The organism is Streptomyces canus 299MFChir4.1 (assembly GCF_000383615.1).
Taxonomy (GTDB): domain Bacteria; phylum Actinomycetota; class Actinomycetes; order Streptomycetales; family Streptomycetaceae; genus Streptomyces; species Streptomyces canus_C.
In genome coordinates, this window is record NZ_KB911586.1 from 379,924 (window position 1) to 399,203 (window position 19,280).

Here is a 19,280-nt window from a genome sequence, read left to right on the forward strand (position 1 = left end):
CGACCTGCTGGCGTTCACCGCGTTCCCGCGTGAGATCTGGCGGCAGATCTGGTCGAACAACCCGCAGGAACGGCTGAACAAGGAAATCCGCCGCCGCACCGACGTGGTCGGCATCTTCCCCGACCGCACCGCCCTCATCCGGCTCGTCGGCGCGGTCCTGGCCGAGCAGAACGACGAGTGGACCGAAGCCCGCCGCTACATGGGCCTCGACCTGCTCGCCAAGGCCCGCCTCCACCCGATCGAGTCAGAAAACGACGACACCGTCGTGCCCACCGAACTCACCGCATAGCCTCAAAGAAGAGATCACCGAGTGGCCGTCGATACACCACTCCCGCGGACGTGACCCCCCGTGTGACGGTCTGAGCGTGGATAACAGCTGTTCGCTGGACGAGGGTGTGTTCCAGGCCAGCGTCCCACCGTTGGAACTCCGCTACCTCAACCCAGCTCTCTCCCCGCACAAGCCGAAGCGGGCCAGGAGTGTCGAGGTCCGAGACCATGTGGCTGCGCAGCTTCTTCTTGAGCTTCTCGGCGATCTCAAAGCTGGTTTTCTCCTGGTCGCGACCGGTCAGGTCGAGTCCACTGCCGGCCACCCCAAGTTTGAGTGCGGACTTGACGCGGGGGTCGAGCCGGACTCCGTTGTCATCGATGACCTCGCCGACGAGCCGCTCGGACCAGTAGACGTACCTGCCTACGGGCTTGGGCAACACTGACCTCCTCGGAGATCGGGCCCAGCCTTCGGGAAGTCAGGGCCGCGGGTATGGGGAAGCGCACAGTCACTGGTGCCGGACTCACGACTCCCTACGGCCGAGGGCACTCCTATGAGGGCTGGCCGCGGGAGGTGGTACTGCGGTTACGCAGCTGACGCTGTTCCGATGCTCTCTATGATCTGCGGGGGTAGGACGGCTCGCGCAAGGCTGCTCTCAGGAGAAGCGAGGTAGTCCAGGAGCCGTGTTGGCTGCTCCGGTCGGCCGAGGGGGACGGGTTCCACGCGGCGCCACCCCCTGGCGGACGCCGCCTTGACAGCCGTCAGGTAGGTGCCGTCGCTGATGCGGCCCAGTGTCCGTGCGCGCATCAGCAAGGCGGCGAGGGACACTTGCCAGAACCGCTTAAGTTCGAACAAGGTCGACCAGTCGACCGTGGTGGGCAACTGGTCGTGGATGTCGTCGGCAGGCATCAAGAAAGCTGCCGCGAACTGATGTGCCTGGGTCTCGACCTCTTTGACACCCCAGATCTGCTCACCGTGCATCACCAGGTGGGCGAGCTCGTGCGTGGCGTCGAACCGGGATCGAGCGCGGTCGTTCTTGTCGGTGCCCAAAACGACGACCGGGTGGTCGGCGAAGGGCAGGGAGAAGGCATCAACGTCCGCACTGTCCAGGGGAAGACGGATCACGGCAACTCCGTGCGCTTCCAGAAGCTCGACGACATTGGGAACCGGGCCCCGTGATACTCCCCACATGGCCCGAACCCTGGCCGCGGTCTGCTCGATCTCGGCTGCTGGAGCCTCAAGCCCACTCACCGGAATCATCGGCACATCACCCGCACAGAATCGTTGCGCGGCCGAGGCCCGGACGGCGAGGTCGTGGGCAACGTGAGCGATTGCCCGGGCACGGCGACGGTCGACTACCGATGTCCTGCGCAGCGACCGGAAGAAGCCCTCATGACTCTCGACCATCGCCTCATGAAAGAACCCGGCGGGCACCATGAGGATCTTGGCCAGAATTCCGACCGTCTCCGGGCTTGGGCGCGCCGAACCGCTCTCGAACTGGCTGATCGCGGCAGGCGTGAGCCCTGCCTCTCGAGCCAGCTGCGCCTGGCTTAGCCCGGCCAACTCGCGGGCTGTTCGAAGTCGAGTGCGCTCGAACGCCTGCGTGTTCATCTCTCCCCTTGCTTGCCCTTGCCTGATCTTGGTCCCCACATATTGGCGGATCGTGAAAGCCGCGCACGCCTCCGGGGGGCGCCACGGGCATAAGCACTACGATCTGAGTGTAGAAGGCCGCGCGGAAAACAGTGCCGTGATATTAAGTACACTCGATGGTGGAGATCCGGCCCGCCGGGCCGGATCTTCTGTGGGCTGCAGCGCTGGGGGCGGTTGAACTGACAGAGCGTTTCCAGATCTTGGCCTTGGATGGCGGAGGTTTTCGAGGCATGTTCTCCGCGGCGGTCCTGACCCGCTTGGAGGAGGATCTCGGCACTCGGATCGTCGATCACTTCGACCTGATCGCAGGCACCTCGACGGGTGGCATCATCGCGCTGGGTCTCGGCCTCGGGCTGTCCCCCCGGGAGATCCTCACCTTCTACACGGAGCACGGCCCGCGGATCTTCCGAGATCGCAGCCGGATGCGCGGTATCCGGCACCTGATGCGGGCGAAGTACGGCTCCGAGCCGCTGGCCGCAGCGCTCACCGAGGTGTTCGGCGACCGAACCTTCGGTGAGAGCACCAAGCGGCTCGTGATCACCTCGTACAACATCGCCGCCGATGACGTCTACCTCTTCCGGACCCCGCACCTGCCCACCCTGAAACGGGACTGGCGCGAGAAGGCCGTGAACGTCGCACTCGCCACCTCCGCCGCGCCGACCTACCTGCCCGGGATGCCGCTGGACGGCGCGCGGCTCATCGACGGCGGGGTGTGGGCGAACAACCCGACCATGGTCGCGCTGACCGAGGCGGTGGGGCCGCTCTCCGTTCCACACAAGTCGATCCGGGTGTTCAGCCTCGGAACCACGATGGACGTTCGCAGCCGCCATCGCCGTCTTGATCGCGGCGGTCTGCTGCCCTGGGCCAGCGACGCGGTGGAGGTGCTCATGCGGGCACAAAGCGAGAGCGCCGCCAAGCAGGTGAAGCACTTCGTCGGGAAGTCCAACGTGCTCCGCCTCAATCCGACGGTGCCGACCGGCGCCGTCGTGCTGGACAAGGTCAACACCGAGACCCTCTACGGACTCGCCGGCCACGTCAGTCGCGACGCCTCGCCAACTGTCCACCGCATGTTCTGCGATCACCGTGCCCCGGTGTTCGTTCCGTACTACCCCGCAAGTGAGGAATGACGTGGACTCGCTCGATCAAATGCTGTCGATGCTGCTCGACGGCGCTGTGGAGGTGCTCGACATCTCCCCCGACCTGTATGACAACGCCGTCGGACGCTACGAGGAGGTCGGAACCTGGCTCGCCGAGCACGGCAGCCCGGGGTGGCAGATCTACCCCCAGGGCTCCTTCCGTCTGGGTACTGTCGTCCGCCCTGGCACGCCCAGCGGCGAGTACGACATCGACCTGGTCTGCTGGCTGCCGTTGCACCACGAGAGCACGACGCAAGAGAAGCTCAAGCAGCGAGTCGGCGACCAGTTGACCGCCTACAGTCAGTGGAAGCAGGAACAGGGCGACACCGACGGCCCAGAGACCCTCGAACCCCGTCGTCGCTGCTGGACCCTGGGGTATCCGGGCTTCCACCTTGACGTCCTGCCCGCCATCCCGGACCAGGACCACCAGCCCACCGGCATCCGCCTGACGGACAAGGACCTCTGGGAATGGCAACGCAGTAACCCCATCGGATACGCGGACTGGTTCCGGCAGCGCTCAGAACTGTCCCTTCAGATCCTGGACAAGCGGCACGCCAGCGTCGCGGACGTCCCGACCTGGCCGGTCCGCAGCCCGCTGCAGCGCGTCGTGCAGATCCTAAAATGGCACTGCATGATCAAGTTCGCGGAGGACTCCGACAACCGCCCCCCGTCCATCCTCATCACCACGCTCGCCGGACATGCCTACTCCGGCGAGGAGGATCTGTTCACCGCTGTGCGCAGCGTGCTGGACAACATGACGGGCTTCATCGAGAAGCGCGACGGCAAGTGGTGGGTGCCCAACCCGGCACATGAGGAAGAGAACTTCACCGACAAGTGGAACGAGTACCCCGAGCGGCGGAGAGCTTTCCACGCCTGGTTCGACGAGATCGCCACGACCGTCACCGAACTCGCCGGCATGGAAGGTAAGGGCCTGCCCGCCGTCTTTGACCGCCTCGTCAAATCCTTCCAACACGACCCCATGCTCCGGTCCTACGAGCGCTACGCCGCCCGTATGGGGAGTGCCACCAACCATCGGATGGGTGCCACAGGACTGCTATCTGCGTCCGCGACCGGGCCCCGCAAGCGGGAGCACACCTTCCATGGCCAGCATTCCCACCCGCGCGATTAACCTCGGCCTCCAGCTGGCCTCTATCAGGGCCGTCCTTCCCGAGGCACAGGGAACCGTGCGTGGTGGCGAACTCGCCTGCACGGTCGCCCTGCAACCCACCCCCGCCAGCCAGTGCTACACGGTGCGGATCGCCTACCGGCACCGGCATCGACCGCGCGTAACGGTTATCGACCCGCCCTTGACTCTGCATCCACGAGCCACGGCCCTGCCGCACGTCTATCCTGGGGGCGACCTCTGCCTGCACCTGCCGGGGGAGTGGAAGGAGCACATGCTCCTGTCACACACGATCCTGCCGTGGGCCTCGGAGTGGCTCCTGCACTACGAACTGTGGCGGGTCACGGGGCGCTGGGCTGGCAGCGGACACGACTACGCGGTGCCACGGGCCCAATAGGAAGCGCAAGGGAGGGGGTGATGTTGACCCCTCACTGCGTGGTGAGCGCTGACCGTACACCTGATCTTGCGGCCCGGCCGTTCGGGAGCGGGATTTCGAACTCGGCTCCCAAATGGCTCCCAAAACGGCCCCCGGAACCACTCAGGGGCCCGACCCGCTAAGCGGATCAGGCCCCTGACCTGGTACTTCACTGTCGGGGTGGCGGGATTTGAACCCACGACCTCTTCGTCCCGAACGAAGCGCGCTGCCAAGCTGCGCTACACCCCGATTGTCGCTGCTCGTCGCGGCGACGTCGTTTACTTTAGCCCACCGGTGGCTGGAGACGAAATCCGGTTTTGGCGCGGTGGCGGGTGGGGTTCGGGCGGACGTGGTCGAGGGCGACCAGGAGGATCGCGAGGGCGTAGAAGGAGAGGCCGAGGAGGAGGGCGTTGCCGAGGACGTTCTTGTAGCCGTGAAGGTCGACGTCCAGGAAGGGGTAGAGGTAGCGGCCCGGTGTGCCCGGGGGGATCAGTTCGCCCCGGGTGAAGGAGAACAGCAGGTACGCCAGGGGGTAGAGCAGCCACGTCGCCGCCTGGCGCAGGTGCAGGCGGCCGGGGGGTGTCAGCAGGAGCCAGTCCGCCAGGGCCGCCGCGGGGATCGCCGTGTGCAGGAGATGGGCGGTCACCGCGTGCCAGCCCGTCGGGTGCGCCGCCTCGCCGGTCAGGAGGAAGGGACTCGCCGCGTTCGCCAGCAGCACGTGGTGGACCAGGGCCGTGATCGTGACGTACAGGAGAGCCGCGCCCGTCAGAGCGGACGGGAGGGGGCGGCGGGCGGTCCAGGCCCTGCGCGCCGACAGCAGGAGCACCATCGTCAGCAGGATCGTGCTCTGGACCGAGAAATAGCTCAGGGTGCGGACGGTGCTGCCCAGGAGCAGTTCGACGGTCACTGTCCCCGCGGCCACCAGGGCCACCAGCACCCGGTAGGCGGCGGTCACGGGATGGCGTACGGGAGCCACCACCGCCGTGGCGGGGACGGGCGAGGGCAGGAATGCGGGCATGCCCGGGAGGGCGGGGAGGTCCGGGATGTCCCTCGGTATTGGCGCGGTCATGCCTTCACGGTAGGCATATCAGGCAAAAGGGGCGATACGGGCGAGCCGTGTGAGTGAGCGCTTCAACACGCCCCAACGCTTCCCGCGCCCTCCTACTCCCTGCCCACCAGCGTCAGCAAGGTCACCTCCGGCGGGCACGCGAACCGCACCGGCGTGTAGCGGCTGGTGCCGCAGCCCGCCGACACGTGCAGGTACGACGTCCTGCCCTCCGCCGTGTGCCGGGACAGACCCTTCACCCGGTCGGTGTCCAGGTCGCAGTTCGTGACGAAGGCGCCGTAGAAGGGGAGACAGAGCTGGCCGCCGTGGGTGTGGCCGGCCAGGATCAAGGGGTAGTCGTCGGCCGCGAACGCGTCCAGGACGCGCAGGTACGGCGCGTGCACGACGCCCATCGAGAAGTCCGCCGCGCTCGACGGGCCGCCGGCCACCTCGGCGTAACGGTCCCGCTTGATGTGCGGGTCGTCCAGGCCGGTCAGCTCGACCGACACGCCCTCGATCTTCAGCATGCCCCGAGTGTTGGTGAGGTTCTGCCAGCCCGCCGCGTCGAAGCCGTCCCGCAGGTTCTCCCACGGGTTGTGGGTGACCCCTACGGCGGGGGCGTTGCCGTTCAGGCCGTGGCGGCCCTGGGCCTTCTCGTACAGGTAGCGGGCGGGGTTACGGAACGTGGGGCCGTAGTAGTCGTTGGAGCCGAAGACGTACGCGCCCGGGAACTCCATCAGCGGGCCCAGCGCGTCCAGGACCTCCGGGACGCCCTCCGGGTCCGAGAGGTTGTCGCCCGTGTTGATCACGAAGTCGGGGCGCAGGCCCGCCAGTGAACGCAGCCATCGCTGCTTCTTGCGCTGGCCGCCGACCATGTGGATGTCGGAGACCTGGAGCACCCGCAAGGGGCGCATGCCGGGCGGCAGGACGGGGACCGTCACTCGTCGCAGCCGGAAGGAACGGGCTTCGAAACCCGCCGAGTAGACGAGACCGGCGGCGCCAACCGCCGCGATTCCCAGGGGAACTCCGTATCGCGAGCGCATGCCTCCATCGTGTCAGATCCCGAGCACCTCCTTGACCGGGCGCCCGCCGTCCCGTAACGCCCGCCCCCACCCCACTGAGCTCCGTCGTTAATGCACGGGCACCCCGCCCCCCACACCTGCGACAATCACCCCCATGACCACGCTCAAGTCGAAGCTGCAGGAAGACCTCAACGCCGCGATCAAGGGGCGCGACGAGCTGCGCTCCTCGACGCTCCGGATGACGCTCGCCGCGATCACCAATGAGGAGGTCGCGGGCAAGGAGAAGCGTGAGCTCTCCGATGCCGAGGTGCTGAAGGTGATCACCAAGGAGGCGAAGAAGCGCCGCGAGGCCGCGGACGCCTTCGCTCAGGGTGGTCGTGCCGAGTCCGCCGAGCGGGAGAAGGCGGAGGGCGCGGTTCTCGCCGAGTACCTGCCCCAGCAGCTCAGCGACGAGGAGCTGAACGACATCGTCGCCCAGGCCGTCCAGGAGGCGAAGGCGGCCGGTGCCGAGGGGCCGCGGGCCATGGGCGCCGTGATGAAGATCGTGAACCCGAAGGTGGCCGGCCTGGCCGAGGGCGGCCGCGTCGCCGCCGCGGTGAAGAAGAACCTGGCCGGCTGAGAACAGCAGCCGACAGCCGTACAGCCGACAGTCGTACAACCGACAGTCGTACGAGAGCCCGGTCCCGCGTGTTCAGCGGGGCCGGGCTCTCATCCGTACGCAGGCCTGCGGGCGTCAGCCGCGCCCGCCTCCGCCTCCGTTGCCGTTCCCGTTGCCCTGGATGAAGCCCTCCGGGATCGAGAAGGTCGGCGTCGGGAAGGTGGTGTTGCCGTTGTTCCCACCGTTGTCGTTGCCGCCGTTGTCGTTCCCGCGGTTGTCGCCGTTGTCACCGTCGTCGTGGCCCTTGCCGGGGTTTTCCTTCTTCGGCATGTCCGGGATGTAGACGGTGTTGAACTGCGGGGCGTCCTTGCCCTCCAGGGCGCCGCTCATCATGTCGCGCCAGATCGGGCCGGGGACCTGGCCGCCGAACACCTTCTCGTTCCATTCGCCGCCGATGCGGATGTACTGCATCTTGCGCTTGTGCGCCGGGTCGCCGACCCAGACCGCGCCGGCCATGTTCGGCGTGTAGCCCACGAACCAGGCCGCGTAGCGCTCGTCGGTCGTACCCGTCTTGCCCGCGCTGTCACGGCTGGGGCCGAGGCCCGCCTTCGAACCCGTGCCGTCCTCGACCACGCCCTTGAGGAGCGTGTTGATGGTGTCCGCGGTGTTCTCCGACATCGCCCGCGAGCAGGTCGACTTCGGGACCCGGAGGGACTTCGACTTCTCGCCGACCCGCTGGGTGATCGACTCGATCGCGACCGGGGTGCAGTACATCCCGCGCGAGGCGAAGGTCGCGTACGCGTTCGCCATGGTCAGCGGGGACATCTCCTGGGTGCCCAGGGCGATCGACGGGGCCTGCTGGATCTTGCGGCCGTCGGCGCGCTGGACGCCCATCTTCGCGGCCATCTCCGTCACCGGGCAGATGCCGATGTCGCTGATCAACGACACGTAGTAGGTGTTGACCGACTTGGCGGTCGCCGTCTTCATGTCGTACGGGCCCTTTTCGGAGGTGTTCTCGTTGGTGACCGGGACGCCCTTCTCGTTCCAGACACCGCCGTTGCACTCCTGGACCGGGGCCGGGTAGTCCATCTTGTACGGCGAGGGGTAGATCTTCGTCGCCGGTGTGCCGCCCTCTATGGCGGCCGCGGCCACGATCGGCTTGAACGTCGATCCGGGCTGGTAGCCCGCGCCGCCGCCCATGTCCGAGTTGACCGAGAGGTTGAGCGTCGTCTCGTTCTTCTTGTTGTTGATGCCGTACGGCCGCGACTGGCCCATCGCGAGGATCTTGCCGGTGCCGGGTTGGACGATGGTCGCGGCGGTGGCCACCTCGTCGCTCTGGTAGACGTGCTCCTTGATGGAGTTCTGGGCCGACTTCTGGGCCTGCGGGTCCATCGTGGTCCGGATCGTCAGACCGCCCTGGTTCCAGACCTTGGCGCGGGCCTCCTTCGTCTTGCCGAAGACCGGGTCGGTCAGGAAGACCTCACGGACGTAGTCGCAGAAGAAGCCGGCGCCCTTGACCGCCGTGATGCAGCCGTTCTTCGGCTTGCTGACCTTGAGGCCCAGCGGCTGCTCCTTGGCCCTGTCGGCCTCCGCCTGGGAGACGTCACCGACCTCGGCCATGCGCTGGAGCACGGTGTTGCGGCGCTTGGTCGCCTCGGCCTCGTCGTTGACCGGGTCGTAGCGGCTCGGGGACTGGACGATGCCCGCGAGCAGCGCCGACTGCTCCAGGTCGAGGTCCTTGGCGTGCCGCGAGAAGTAGCGCTGGGCGGCGGCCTCGACGCCGTACGCCTGCTGGCCGAAGAAGGTGATGTTCAGGTAGTTCTCGAGGATCTTCTTCTTGCCGAGTTCCTCTTCGAGCTGGATCGCGTACTTCAGCTCGCGGATCTTGCGGCCGATGGTCTGCTGGGTGGCCTCGGCGACCTTCGTCGGGTCGTCACCGGCCTCCTCCACCGCGACGTTCTTCACGAGCTGCTGCGTCAGCGTGGAGGCGCCCTGGGCCACCCCGCCGCTCTGGGCGTTCTTGTTGAGCGCGCGCAGGACGCCCTTCAGGTCGACCGCGCCGTGCTGGTAGAAGCGGGAGTCCTCGATCGCGACGATCGCCTTCTGCATGTACGGCGAGATGTTCTTGAGATCGACCACCGTACGGTCGCGCGAGTACACCGTGGCGATGGTGCCGCCCTCGCTGTCGAGGATCGTGGTGCGCTGGCTCAGCGGCGGGGTCTTCAGGTTGGTCGGGAGCTCGTCGAAGCTCTCCACCGTCCCCTTGGCCGCGAGCCCCAGCGCGCCGGCCGCGGGCAGCGCGATGCCGGCCATCACCGCTCCCGCGAGGACACTGACACCGAGGAACTTGGCGGCCTGCTGCGTGGGCGACAGACCGCCGCCCGAGCGCTTCTTCGACATAGGGGCAGCCTAATCCGTACTCATGAGCGTTCAGGGCGAGCCCATGTCACGGCATGGCGACGGAAGCGGGCACCACCGCCCCGGAGCGGGCATGGCGACAGGAGCGCCCTACCTTCTCATTCGCCGGACACGCGCACAGGCCTTGGCCTAAGCTGCTCTCAACTGTCACAGCAGTAGGGCCACGTATCAATACGTCCGGCGACCCCGAATCGTTCCGGAGGTTCCCCGACTTTTTTGGTGGGGACGTGTCCGAATCCGCCTCGTGTGTCATCAGGTGCCCGTTGTGACGCAAGACAAGTGTCCTGGTTTGCCGGGATAGTCATGTATGTCGCGGGCTCACTCCCCCGGGTGATCTGCCGCTTACGCATAGTCCGTTCGGGCCATTCAAGATTGGGCCCGAAGGGGGTGTTGCGCTGTGCCTCCCTTCCGTAACGTCCTCAACTGGCGGCGGTGAATATGCCGCTGCCGCCGTGGGGGAGCCTCGATTCGGGAGAGGACGGCGCCGGTATGGGCTGGGTAGTCGACTGGAGTGCGCAGGCGGCCTGCCGCACTACCGATCCGGATGAACTGTTCGTTCAAGGAGCAGCGCAGAACCGGGCGAAGGCGGTGTGCACCGGATGTCCGGTGCGTACGGAGTGCCTCGCCGATGCGCTGGACAACCGCGTCGAGTTCGGCGTGTGGGGAGGCATGACGGAGCGCGAGCGCCGCGCGCTGCTGCGTCGGCGGCCGACGGTGACGTCGTGGCGCAGGCTGCTGGAGACGGCACGCGTCGAGTACGAGCGGGGGGTCGGCATCCTGCCGCTCGAAGACGACGAGATCTACGAGAACTACGCGGCGGTGGGCTGAGCGGGGACACGCCCCGTTGAGGGGGACGCACCCCTGCTGAGGGGACGCACCCCTCGGGTCAGCCGACCCAGGTCAGCCGATTCGGGTCAACCGACTCAAGTCGGTCGACTCGGATCAGTCGACGGCAGTCTCGGGCAGCTCCGGCTGCCCTGCCGCGAGCCGGTTTCCGATGTCCCGCAGTCCCGCAAGGTCGTGCACATCGCCGGGCAGCGCGGCCACTTCGGCCACCGCCACCTCGGGGTGGAGCGCGGTGAAGCGGTCACGCGTGCGCTGCTCGCGGGAGAGCAGTTGCATACGGTCGGCGTGCAGCTTCAGCAGGCCCGCGGTGAGCTGGTCGACGGACCGGTCAGCCGGATGGGCGGACCGCTCCTTCTCCGTGCGCTTCGAGCTCGGGTTCTCCGAGTGGGCGGGGGAGCCTTCGTCAGGAGCCGGGGCCTCGGAAGCGGGAGATTCTGAACTGCCGTACGTGTCGGAAGAGTTACGAAGTCCAGCTTTCCCGCCCTCCTGATCGACAATGCGGGGCTCTTCAAGATTTTCCACGGCCCCGGGATTTTCGGCGGTCTCGGGGCTCTCGGGGCCCTCCGCGGTCTCGAGGTTCTCCGCGGCGGCGAGCGCCCGCTCGGCCGAGAGCCGTTCGGCGCCGCTGCCGTGGACCCGGTTGAGCACCAGACCGGCGAGCGGCATGCGCTCCGCGGCCAGCCGCTCCACGAAGTACGCGGCCTCGCGCAGCGCGTCCCGCTCCGGGGCCGCGACCACCAGGAACGCCGTCCCGGGCGCCTGGAGCAGCTTGTACGTCGCGTCCGCGCGCGTGCGGAAGCCGCCGAAGGTCGTGTCCATCGCGGCCACGAACGTCTGGACGTCCTTGAGGAGCTGACCGCCCAGCAGTTTGCCGAGGGTGCCGGTCATCATCGACATCCCGACGTTCAGGAACTTCATCCCCGCCCGTCCGCCGAGCTTGGCCGGGGCGGTGAGCATCCGGATGAGCCTTCCGTCGAGGAAGGAGCCGAGCCGCTTCGGCGCGTCCAGGAAGTCGAGGGCGGAGCGGGAGGGGGGTGTGTCGACGACGATCAGGTCCCACTCCTCCCGGGCCCGCAACTGCCCGAGCTTCTCCATCGCCATGTACTCCTGCGTGCCCGCGAAGCCCGCAGAGAGCGACTGGTAGAAGGGGTTGGCCAGGATCGTGGCGGCCCGCTCGGCGTCCGCGTGCGCCTCGACGATCTCGTCGAAGGTGCGCTTCATGTCGAGCATCATCGCGTGCAGTTCGCCGCTCGCGGAGTCGTCGAGACCCTTCACCCGGCGCGGGACGTTGTCCAGCGAGTCGATGCCCATCGACTGGGCGAGCCGGCGGGCCGGGTCGATGGTGAGGACGACCACCTTGCGGCCCCGCTCGGCGGCGCGCAGCCCGAGGGCCGCGGCGGTCGTGGTCTTGCCGACGCCGCCCGAGCCGCAGCAGACCACGATCCGGGTCTTCGGGTCGTCGATGAGGGGGTCGAGGTCGAGCACCGGCGCGGGGGTGAGGCGGTGATGGCGGTCCGGGTGCGGATTGTGGGGCGTTCGGTTGTGCCGGTCGGCGTCCGGACTCATGACATCCCCTGCTTCCGCAGCTCGGTGGCCAGTTCGTACAGACCCGCCAGGTCCATGCCCTCGGTCAGCAAGGGCAGTTCGTGCAGCGGCAGCCCCAGTTCGCCGAGGACCGAGCGCTGTTCGTGCTCCAGCGCGTACCGCTCGGCGTACTCCTCGGCCTGCTGGACCAGCGGGTCGACGAGCTTCTCGGCGTTGCCCCCGCGGCGGGCGCCGCCGAGGCCGGCCGAGGACAGCGCCTTCGCCACGGCTGAACGCGGCGTGGTTCTTACGAGTTCCAGATCGGTGCCGTCCAACACCTCCGGGCGCACCATGTTCACGACGATCCGGCCCACGGGGAGTTGGGCGGCCCGCAGTTCGGCGATGCCGTCCGCGGTCTCCTGGACGGGCATCTCCTCCAGGAGGGTCACCAGGTGGACGGCGGTCTCCTTGGACTTCAGCACCCGCATCACGGCCTGCGCCTGATTGTGTATCGGGCCGATCTTGGCGAGTCCCGCGACCTCGTCGTTGACGTTCAGGAAGCGGGTGATACGGCCCGTGGGGGGCGCGTCCATCACGACGTAGTCGTAGACGAAGCGGCCGGACTTGCTCTTGCGGCGGACCGCCTCGCACGCCTTGCCCGTCAGGAGGACGTCTCTGAGGCCGGGCGCGATGGTGGTCGCGAAGTCGATCGCGCCGAGCTTCTTCAGGGCGCGTCCCGCTCCGCCGAGTTTGTAGAACATCTGGAGGTAGTCCAGAAGGGCCAGTTCGGGGTCTATGGCCAGTGCGTACACCTCCCCGCCCCCTGGAGCGACGGCGATCTTCCGCTCCTCATAGGGCAGCGCCTCCGTTTCGAAGAGCTGCGCGATTCCCTGGCGACCCTCCACCTCGACGAGAAGCGTCCGCTTCCCCTCGGTGGCGAGGGCCAGCGCGAGGGCTGCGGCGACCGTGGTCTTTCCGGTCCCGCCCTTGCCGCTGACGACCTGGAGCCTGCTCACGTATTCGAGCGTAACCAGTCGGCGGCGAACCTAAGCAGGAGGCTGTGGATAACGCGGGTACCGGCTGTGGGGAGCAGCGCCTGAAAGCCGGGGGTGAGCAGCGGCTAAAGTCGGCCGCATGACCAAGAAGTGGGAATACGCGACCGTGCCGCTGCTCGTCCACGCCACGAAGCAGATTCTGGACACCTGGGGCGAGGACGGGTGGGAGCTCGTGCAGGTCGTGCCCGGGCCGAACAACCCCGAGCAGCTGGTGGCGTACCTGAAGCGGGAGAAGGCCGCGTGAGCGGGGGCGGGGCGGTCGAGGCGCGGCTCGCGGAGCTGGGGCTGACGCTGCCGGCGGTGGTGCCGCCGCTGGCCGCGTACCAGCCGGCCGTGCAGTCGGGTGTGTACGTGTACACCTCGGGTCAGCTGCCGATGGTCGACGGGAAGCTTCCGGTCACCGGGAAGGTGGGCGCGGAGGTCACGGCCGAGGAGGCGAAGGAGCTGGCCCGCACGTGTGCGCTGAACGCGCTGGCGGCGGTGAAGTCCGTGGCCGGTGACCTGGACCGGATCGCGCGTGTGGTGAAGGTCGTGGGGTTCGTGGCGTCGGCCTCGGACTTCACGGGACAGCCGGGTGTGATCAACGGGGCGAGCGAGTTGCTGGGCGAGGTGCTTGGCGAGGCGGGTGTGCACGCGCGTAGTGCGGTGGGGGTGGCTGTGCTGCCGCTGGATGCGCCGGTTGAGGTTGAGGTGCAGGTGGAGCTGATCGCTGAGGCGTGACGCCTCCGGCGGTTGAGCGGGGTCTTGTGTGGGTGCGGGTGTGGGTGCGGGTTGGTGGGGGCGGGCGTTTTTGCGCAGTTCCCCGCGCCCCTGATGCCTGCGGCGCAGCTGCGGGTCCGGTGGGGGCTTGTGTAGCGCGTGGGGGGGGGGGGGGGGGGGCGCCGCGGGGGGCGGGTGTTATGTGCGGTGGGGGTGGCGGGGGGACGCCGGCCGCTGCGGGCGGACACCCCCCACCCCGTCCCCTGCCCGCCGTACGCGGCCAACGGCCCGTCGTGGCGCCGGTGACTGCACCCACCCAGGGGCGCGGGGAACTGCGCGACCAGCCCCCACGCACCCGTGGCCGCCCGACAACCTGACCCGGCACCTCCGTAGGCGCCCCGCCCAAGCCCAGCGCAGCTGCCCGCGGGGAACTGCGTGACCAGCCCCCACGCACCCGTGGCCGCCCGACAACCTGGCCCGGTGCCCTCAGAGGTGCCCGGCCCTCGAACATCTGCGCCCCAGGAGTTAGCCTCCGGCCATGGCAAACGGGCAGTGGTACCCAGCGGAATGGCCGGACCGTATCCGTGCGCTCGCGGACGGCTCGCTCGCGCCGGCCGTGCCGAGACGCGCCGCCACCGTGATGCTGCTGAAGGACGGGCCGGCCGGGACTGTCGTGCACATGTTGCGCAGACGGGCCTCCATGGCGTTTGCCGGTGGCGCGTACGCCTATCCCGGCGGTGGCGTCGACCCCCGTGACGACGAGCACCAGATCCACTGGGCGGGCCCCACGCGCGCGTGGTGGGCGGCTCGGCTCGGGGTGGACGAGACGACGGCTCAGGCGATCGTGTGCGCGGCCGTGCGGGAGACGTACGAGGAGGCGGGCGTGCTGCTCGCCGGGCCGACGGCCGAGTCGGTGGTCGGTGACACCACGGGCGCGGAGTGGGAGGCGGACCGGGCCGCTCTCGTGGCGCGGGAGCTGTCCTTCGCGGAGTTCCTGGAGCGTCGGGGACTCGTGCTGCGGTCCGATCTGCTCGGGGCCTGGACGCGCTGGATCACGCCCGAGTTCGAACCCCGCCGCTATGACACGTGGTTCTTCGTCGCCGCCCTCCCGGAGGGGCAGCGCACCCGCAACGCCTCCACCGAGGCCGACCGTACGGTGTGGATCAGGCCCGAGGACGCGGCGGACGGCTACGACAAGGGCGAGCTGCTGATGATGCCGCCCACCATCGCCACGCTGCGGCAGCTCACCGAGTACGGCACCGCCGCCGGCGCGCTCGCCGCCGCGCCCGACCGTGATCTGACCCCTGTGCTCGCGCAGGCCCGGCTGGTGGACGGCGAGATCGTGCTCTCCTGGCCGGGACACGACGAGTTCACCAAACACATCCCGACCGGTGGAGCCTCCGCATGACCGACGCCGCAGCCCTGCCCGGCCAGCCCCGGGGCGGGGTCCTCTCGGGCCCCGCCACCCCACGGGCCGTCAACGTCCTCGCGCCCAACGCCTCCGCGATGACCCTGGACGGGACCAACACCTGGATCCTGTCGGAGCCGGATTCGGAACTGGCGGTCGTGGTCGATCCCGGTCCGCTCGACGAGGGGCATCTGCGTGCCGTCGTCGACACCGCCGAGGCGGCGGGCAAGCGCGTCGCGCTCACGCTGCTCACCCACGGCCACCCCGACCACGCGGAAGGCGCCGTCCGTTTCGCCGGGCTGACCGGCACCAAGGTGCGGGCTCTCGACCCCGCGCTGCGGCTCGGGGAGGAAGGGCTGGGCGCGGGGGAGGTGGTGCGCGTGGGCGGGCTGGAGCTCAGGGTCGTGCCCACACCCGGGCACACCGCGGACTCGCTGTGCTTCCATCTCCCGGCCGATCAGGCCGTCGTGACCGGTGACACCGTCCTGGGGCGGGGTACGACCGTCGTGGCCCATCCCGACGGCCGCCTGGGCGACTATCTGGACTCCCTGCGGCGGTTGAGGTCCCTCACGGTCGACGACGGCGTCCACACCGTCCTGCCGGGCCACGGGCCCGTCCTGGAGGACGCCCAGGGTGCCGTCGAGTTCTATCTCGCCCACCGGGCCCATCGGCTCGCCCAGATCGAGACGGCCGTGGAGAACGGATACCGGACGCCCGACGCGGTCGTAGAGCACGTGTACGCGGACGTGGACCGGTCGCTCTGGCCCGCCGCCGAGCTGTCGGTGCGCGCCCAGCTGGAGTATCTGGAGGAGCACGGGCTCATCTAGCGCGGGCTCGTCGAAAGGGCTCCTCCAGGGGTCTTCACGCCGTGCACGCGCGCGTACTCGGCTGCCAGCCAGGGGCCGAGGTCGTCGACATACGTGCGCAGTACGGCAAGGTCGGCGGTCGGGGTGTGGCCCAGGGCGGACGCCGTTCGCAGTTGGCCGGCGCGCTCCGGGTGGTACGCGGCCAAGACCTCCGCCATCTCTCCCAGGTCGCTCGTCCAGCCGTTCCAGCGGGGCATGACCAGGGTGAACGCGGTGCGGACCAGGTGGCCGGAGATGAAGCGGACGAGGCGGGTCCGGGTCTTGTCCGAGTCCGCCGTGCCGATCCGTTCGCGCCAGCGGGGGAGCAGGGCGGCGAGGTCGCCGTTCGTCTCGCGGGCCAGGAGGGAGTCGGGGCGGTAGCGCGGCAGGTACTCCGCCAGGTCGTCGCCCAGCAGCGGGGTGCACAGACAGGCCACGAACCAGCCCATGTCGTGGCGTTCCAGGTCGCTCAGCAGGACGTCTCGGCCGTACAGCAGCGTTCCGACGCCGTCGATCTGCGGGAACTCCTTGTCCAGGGCCTCCCCGAGTTCCCGTAGGCCCTCCCGGTCCGCGTCGGTCGGCTCGTCCCGCAGGGCGAGCAGGAGGTCGAGGTAGCTGCGGCCCACGCGCGCGGTGCCGCGCGGAATCGAGCCGTAGAGGTACGCGCTGTGCAGCCGCGGCCCGAACAGGTCCAGCACCCGGTCGCGGGCGGCGGCGACGACCGGGCGGAAGGGCTGCGGGATCCGCCCGAGGGAGCCCTCGCGTTCGATGTGGCCCTGGGCATCGAGTCCCTTGGGGGCGACGGGGGGAACTGTTTCGGCGGCCATGCGATCAATTTGCCCGGGGGTGGGACCGTGGGCAGCTCATTTACGGCCCTGGGCGGGCCGTGTGGGGCCGAACGTGGTCAGCGCCACCGAAGACGCGTGGACGGTGCGGGTCGCCGCCGGAGGCGCGCCTCACGACGATCACGTCACCGGACGCAGCGGAACTCTCGGGTGCGGCTCCGGTCCGTGACCGTCCGGTCGGGCGGGTGCGACGGTCCACCGTCTTCGTCCTCGTACGTCCCGCCCCCGGCCGTACGCGAAGGGCCCCGCCGTGTGGCAGGGCCCCTCTGCGTCGCTGTTCTATGTCGTTCGTACGGTCATGCGCTCACCGCGAGCGCTTGGCGAGCCTCTCGACGTCCAGGAGGATCACCGCGCGGGCCTCCAGGCGCAGCCAGCCGCGCTGGGCGAAGTCCGCGAGGGCCTTGTTGACGGTCTCGCGGGAGGCGCCGACCAGTTGGGCAAGTTCCTCCTGCGTGAGGTCGTGGACGACATGGATGCCCTCCTCGGACTGCACGCCGAAGCGGCGGGAGAGGTCGAGCAGCGCGCGGGCGACGCGGCCCGGCACGTCCGAGAAGACCAGGTCGGACATCTGGTCGTTGGTCCTGCGCAGCCGTCGCGCGATGGCGCGCAGGAGCGCGGAGGCCACCTCGGGACGCGCGCTGAGCCAGGGCTGGAGGTCGCCGTGCCCGAGGCCGAGCAGCTTGACCTCGGTCAGCGCGGTGGCGGTCGCCGTGCGCGGGCCCGGGTCGAAGAGCGACAGCTCGCCGATGAGTTCGCCGGGGCCGAGAACGGCCAGCATGTTCTCGCGACCGTCGGGTGAGGTGCGGTGGAGCTTCACCTTGCCCTCGGTGACCGCGTAGAGACGGTCGCCCGGGTCGCCCTCGTGGAACAGGGAGTCGCCACGCGCGAGAGTCACCTCACTCATGGAGGCGCGCAGTTCCGCGGACTGCTCGTCGTCGAGTGCCGCGAAGAGCGGGTTGCGCCGCAGAACGTCGTCCACGAGTTCTCTCCTTGTCGACCTGCTCAGGGGATCTTGTTCCCCCTTGGTACCAGGGGAACCCGGTGCCCATTTTGCCGGACGGTCCAAACAGTGTGATCTGTCACAAGGATGCCGCACACATGTCCCGGGGTAAGCGGCAGGGGTCCAATTGGGGGCCGGTCTTCGGGGTCCGGGGCGGATGTCAGTGCCGGGCTCTAGGCTGGCCGGGTGTCCAAAACGCCGGTGAGAGCACAGGCCAAGGGGGCTGGGCGGGTGGTTGCCCGTCGGGATTCCGCTCTGGGCGAACAGGGCGTCGGGGGCGGAAAGAAAACGGCAAAAGCGGCAGGGAAGGCTCCGGTGGAGAAGAGGGCTTCGGCGAAGAAGGCGGCAAAGAAGGCGACGGAGACGGCGGCCAAAAAGGCGGCTCCCGTGCGGAAGGCCGCCGCCGTGAAGAAGGCGGTCGTCGCACCCGAGAAGGCGTCGGCTCCGGTGAAGAAGGCGTCGGCCACGAAGAAGGTTGCCCCGAAGCCGCCGAGGAACGAGTCGCAGACCGCCCTCGTCCGCCGCGCCCGGCGCATCAACCGCGAGCTCGCGGAGGTGTTCCCGTACGCCCACCCCGAGTTGGACTTCGAGAATCCCTTCCAGTTGATCGTGGCGACGGTCCTGTCCGCGCAGACCACCGACCTGAGGGTCAATCAGACGACTCCCGCGCTGTTCGCCAAGTACCCGACTCCCGAGGACCTGGCCGCGGCCAACCCCGAGGAGGTCGAGGAGATCCTCCGGCCGACCGGGTTCTTCCGGGCCAAGACCAAGTCGGTGATAGGGCTGTCCAAGGCCCTCGTGGAGAACTTCGGCGGAGAGGTCCCGGGGCGGCTCGACGACCTCGTCACGCTGCCCGGTGTGGGCCGCAAGACCGCCTTCGTCGTCCTCGGCAACGCCTTCGGGCGGCCCGGCATCACCGCTGACACGCACTTCATGCGGCTGGTCAGGCGCTGGCAGTGGACCGACGAGACGGACCCGGACAAGATCGAGGCCGCCGTCTCCGCGCTCTTCCCGAAGAGTGACTGGACGGACCTGTCGCACCACGTCATCTGGCACGGCCGCCGCATCTGCCACGCCCGCAAGCCCGCCTGCGGCGCCTGCCCCATCGCTCCGCTCTGCCCGGCCTACGGCGAGGGCGAGACGGACCCGGAGAAGGCGCAGAAGCTCCTCAAGTACGAGAAGGGCGGCTTCCCGGGCCAGCGACTGAACCCCCCGCAGGCCTACCTGGACGCGGGCGGCAAGGCCGCGCCGCCCCTGGGGGCCACGGGGTGAGGACGCGGACGGCGTGGCGGGGAGGACCGGCACGGGCCGGCGGGCCACAGCATCGGATCGCCGCGGGCACCCGTGCCGTGCCACGGGTCGGATCACCCTGGACCGAGCCGCGCG

20 protein-coding genes and 1 tRNA gene are annotated in these 19,280 nt (G+C 69.0%); 11 read left to right on the plus strand and 10 right to left on the minus strand.

Going from position 1 to position 19,280, the window contains the following annotated elements; genetic code table 11:
* A partial coding sequence (locus H293_RS54830; RefSeq protein WP_199790165.1) for a transposase occupies positions 1–289 on the plus strand: 289 nt, incomplete at its 5' end.
* Here the strand turns inward: H293_RS54830 and H293_RS0115425 are convergent.
* Together H293_RS0115425 and H293_RS0115430 are read right to left on the minus strand one after the other, a co-directional pair.
* Entirely contained in the window at positions 279–704 is a 426-nt protein-coding gene (locus tag H293_RS0115425) for a hypothetical protein (RefSeq protein WP_158694421.1), read from the minus strand. The genes H293_RS54830 and H293_RS0115425 overlap by 11 nt on opposite strands.
* Positions 705–850: 146 nt before the next feature.
* Positions 851–1,876 carry an XRE family transcriptional regulator gene (locus H293_RS0115430; protein ID WP_020118764.1) on the minus strand — a complete coding sequence of 342 codons (1,026 nt, stop codon included), beginning with the start codon at positions 1,874–1,876 and terminating at the stop codon, positions 851–853.
* Between the two features lie 155 nt (positions 1,877–2,031).
* Between H293_RS0115430 and H293_RS0115435 the strand changes: the two genes are divergently transcribed.
* Genes H293_RS0115435 through H293_RS0115445 form a run of 3 tightly spaced genes read left to right on the plus strand, consistent with a single transcriptional unit; the run spans position 2,032 to position 4,571 of the window.
* Complete coding sequence (locus H293_RS0115435; protein ID WP_078612588.1) at positions 2,032–3,042, plus strand: CBASS cGAMP-activated phospholipase; 1,011 nt, start codon at positions 2,032–2,034, stop codon at positions 3,040–3,042.
* A complete protein-coding gene (locus tag H293_RS0115440; protein ID WP_199790166.1) occupies positions 3,032–4,180 on the plus strand; it encodes a nucleotidyltransferase domain-containing protein in 1,149 nt (382 codons plus the stop codon). The genes H293_RS0115435 and H293_RS0115440 overlap by 11 nt, the downstream gene beginning before the upstream one ends.
* Positions 4,152–4,571: a type II CBASS E2 protein gene (locus H293_RS0115445; protein WP_020118767.1), complete on the plus strand. Its 420-nt coding sequence runs from the start codon at positions 4,152–4,154 to the stop codon at positions 4,569–4,571. The genes H293_RS0115440 and H293_RS0115445 overlap by 29 nt, the downstream gene beginning before the upstream one ends.
* Before the next feature lie 193 nt (positions 4,572–4,764).
* On the opposite strand, the gene H293_RS0115450 is transcribed toward H293_RS0115445, so the two are convergent.
* The 3 genes from H293_RS0115450 to H293_RS0115460 all read right to left on the minus strand — a co-directional run bounded on the left by H293_RS0115450 (position 4,765) and on the right by H293_RS0115460 (position 6,677).
* Positions 4,765–4,838: transfer RNA gene (locus H293_RS0115450), tRNA-Pro, on the minus strand.
* Between the two features lie 34 nt (positions 4,839–4,872).
* Positions 4,873–5,658: a Pr6Pr family membrane protein gene (locus tag H293_RS0115455; RefSeq protein WP_028807879.1), complete on the minus strand. Its 786-nt coding sequence runs from the start codon at positions 5,656–5,658 to the stop codon at positions 4,873–4,875.
* Positions 5,659–5,750: 92 nt separating this feature from the next.
* Entirely contained in the window at positions 5,751–6,677 is a 927-nt protein-coding gene (locus tag H293_RS0115460; RefSeq protein ID WP_020118769.1) for a metallophosphoesterase, read from the minus strand.
* A gap of 133 nt (positions 6,678–6,810) precedes the next feature.
* On the opposite strand from H293_RS0115460, the gene H293_RS0115465 reads away from it, so the two are divergent.
* Positions 6,811–7,275: a GatB/YqeY domain-containing protein gene (locus H293_RS0115465; protein WP_020118770.1), complete on the plus strand. Its 465-nt coding sequence runs from the start codon at positions 6,811–6,813 to the stop codon at positions 7,273–7,275.
* Positions 7,276–7,389: 114 nt separating this feature from the next.
* Here the strand turns inward: H293_RS0115465 and H293_RS0115470 are convergent, their stop codons facing one another.
* Positions 7,390–9,654, minus strand: coding sequence for a transglycosylase domain-containing protein (locus H293_RS0115470; protein WP_020118771.1), 2,265 nt, complete (start codon positions 9,652–9,654; stop codon positions 7,390–7,392).
* 507 nt (positions 9,655–10,161) lie between these two features.
* Between H293_RS0115470 and wblA the strand changes: the two genes are divergently transcribed.
* A complete protein-coding gene (gene wblA, locus H293_RS0115475; RefSeq protein WP_020118772.1) occupies positions 10,162–10,500 on the plus strand; it encodes a transcriptional regulator WblA in 339 nt (112 codons plus the stop codon).
* A 114-nt stretch (positions 10,501–10,614) separates the two neighbouring features.
* Here the strand turns inward: wblA and bagB are convergent, their stop codons facing one another.
* Both bagB and bagA read right to left on the minus strand, forming a co-directional pair.
* Complete coding sequence (gene bagB / locus H293_RS0115480) at positions 10,615–12,084, minus strand: ATPase BagB (protein ID WP_020118773.1); 1,470 nt, start codon at positions 12,082–12,084, stop codon at positions 10,615–10,617.
* Entirely contained in the window at positions 12,081–13,058 is a 978-nt protein-coding gene (bagA, locus tag H293_RS0115485) for an ATPase BagA (RefSeq protein WP_020118774.1), read from the minus strand. The genes bagB and bagA overlap by 4 nt, the downstream gene beginning before the upstream one ends.
* A gap of 118 nt (positions 13,059–13,176) precedes the next feature.
* On the opposite strand from bagA, the gene H293_RS57260 reads away from it, so the two are divergent.
* The 4 genes from H293_RS57260 to H293_RS0115505 all read left to right on the plus strand — a co-directional run bounded on the left by H293_RS57260 (position 13,177) and on the right by H293_RS0115505 (position 16,031).
* Positions 13,177–13,341 carry a DUF4177 domain-containing protein gene (locus H293_RS57260; RefSeq protein WP_007383662.1) on the plus strand — a complete coding sequence of 55 codons (165 nt, stop codon included), beginning with the start codon at positions 13,177–13,179 and terminating at the stop codon, positions 13,339–13,341.
* On the plus strand, positions 13,338–13,817 hold the full coding sequence (locus H293_RS0115495; protein WP_020118775.1) for a RidA family protein: 480 nt from the start codon (positions 13,338–13,340) through the stop codon (positions 13,815–13,817). Before H293_RS57260 ends, H293_RS0115495 begins: the two co-directional genes overlap by 4 nt.
* A 517-nt stretch (positions 13,818–14,334) precedes the next feature.
* Positions 14,335–15,204 carry an NUDIX hydrolase gene (locus H293_RS0115500; RefSeq protein WP_020118776.1) on the plus strand — a complete coding sequence of 290 codons (870 nt, stop codon included), beginning with the start codon at positions 14,335–14,337 and terminating at the stop codon, positions 15,202–15,204.
* Positions 15,201–16,031, plus strand: coding sequence for an MBL fold metallo-hydrolase (locus tag H293_RS0115505; protein WP_020118777.1), 831 nt, complete (start codon positions 15,201–15,203; stop codon positions 16,029–16,031). The genes H293_RS0115500 and H293_RS0115505 overlap by 4 nt, the downstream gene beginning before the upstream one ends.
* On the opposite strand, the gene H293_RS0115510 is transcribed toward H293_RS0115505, so the two are convergent.
* Positions 16,028–16,876 carry a nucleotidyltransferase domain-containing protein gene (locus H293_RS0115510; protein WP_020118778.1) on the minus strand — a complete coding sequence of 283 codons (849 nt, stop codon included), beginning with the start codon at positions 16,874–16,876 and terminating at the stop codon, positions 16,028–16,030. The two genes, H293_RS0115505 and H293_RS0115510, sit on opposite strands and share 4 nt — an antisense overlap.
* A gap of 322 nt (positions 16,877–17,198) precedes the next feature.
* Positions 17,199–17,873 carry a Crp/Fnr family transcriptional regulator gene (locus H293_RS0115515; RefSeq protein WP_007383667.1) on the minus strand — a complete coding sequence of 225 codons (675 nt, stop codon included), beginning with the start codon at positions 17,871–17,873 and terminating at the stop codon, positions 17,199–17,201.
* Between the two features lie 252 nt (positions 17,874–18,125).
* Here H293_RS0115515 and nth point away from each other — a divergent pair, with 252 nt between their 5' ends.
* The gene (gene nth, locus H293_RS0115520; protein WP_063746917.1) at positions 18,126–19,166 is read left to right on the plus strand and encodes an endonuclease III; all 1,041 of its coding nucleotides are present in this window, start codon (positions 18,126–18,128) and stop codon (positions 19,164–19,166) included.
* Positions 19,167–19,280: the final 114 nt, after the last annotated feature.

Coding starts and splice junctions, on each gene's coding strand:
- H293_RS0115435 (WP_078612588.1), top strand. CDS start 2,032: ATGGTGGAGATCCGGCCCGCCGGGCCGGATCTTCTGTGGGCTGCAGCG.
- H293_RS57260 (WP_007383662.1), top strand. CDS start 13,177: ATGACCAAGAAGTGGGAATACGCGACCGTGCCGCTGCTCGTCCACGCC.
- H293_RS0115510 (WP_020118778.1), bottom strand. CDS start 16,876: ATGGCCGCCGAAACAGTTCCCCCCGTCGCCCCCAAGGGACTCGATGCC.
- H293_RS0115460 (WP_020118769.1), bottom strand. CDS start 6,677: ATGCGCTCGCGATACGGAGTTCCCCTGGGAATCGCGGCGGTTGGCGCC.
- H293_RS0115455 (WP_028807879.1), bottom strand. CDS start 5,658: ATGACCGCGCCAATACCGAGGGACATCCCGGACCTCCCCGCCCTCCCG.
- H293_RS0115500 (WP_020118776.1), top strand. CDS start 14,335: ATGGCAAACGGGCAGTGGTACCCAGCGGAATGGCCGGACCGTATCCGT.
- H293_RS0115505 (WP_020118777.1), top strand. CDS start 15,201: ATGACCGACGCCGCAGCCCTGCCCGGCCAGCCCCGGGGCGGGGTCCTC.
- H293_RS0115430 (WP_020118764.1), bottom strand. CDS start 1,876: ATGAACACGCAGGCGTTCGAGCGCACTCGACTTCGAACAGCCCGCGAG.
- wblA (WP_020118772.1), top strand. CDS start 10,162: ATGGGCTGGGTAGTCGACTGGAGTGCGCAGGCGGCCTGCCGCACTACC.
- bagB (WP_020118773.1), bottom strand. CDS start 12,084: ATGAGTCCGGACGCCGACCGGCACAACCGAACGCCCCACAATCCGCAC.
- H293_RS0115465 (WP_020118770.1), top strand. CDS start 6,811: ATGACCACGCTCAAGTCGAAGCTGCAGGAAGACCTCAACGCCGCGATC.
- H293_RS0115445 (WP_020118767.1), top strand. CDS start 4,152: ATGGCCAGCATTCCCACCCGCGCGATTAACCTCGGCCTCCAGCTGGCC.
- H293_RS0115470 (WP_020118771.1), bottom strand. CDS start 9,654: ATGTCGAAGAAGCGCTCGGGCGGCGGTCTGTCGCCCACGCAGCAGGCC.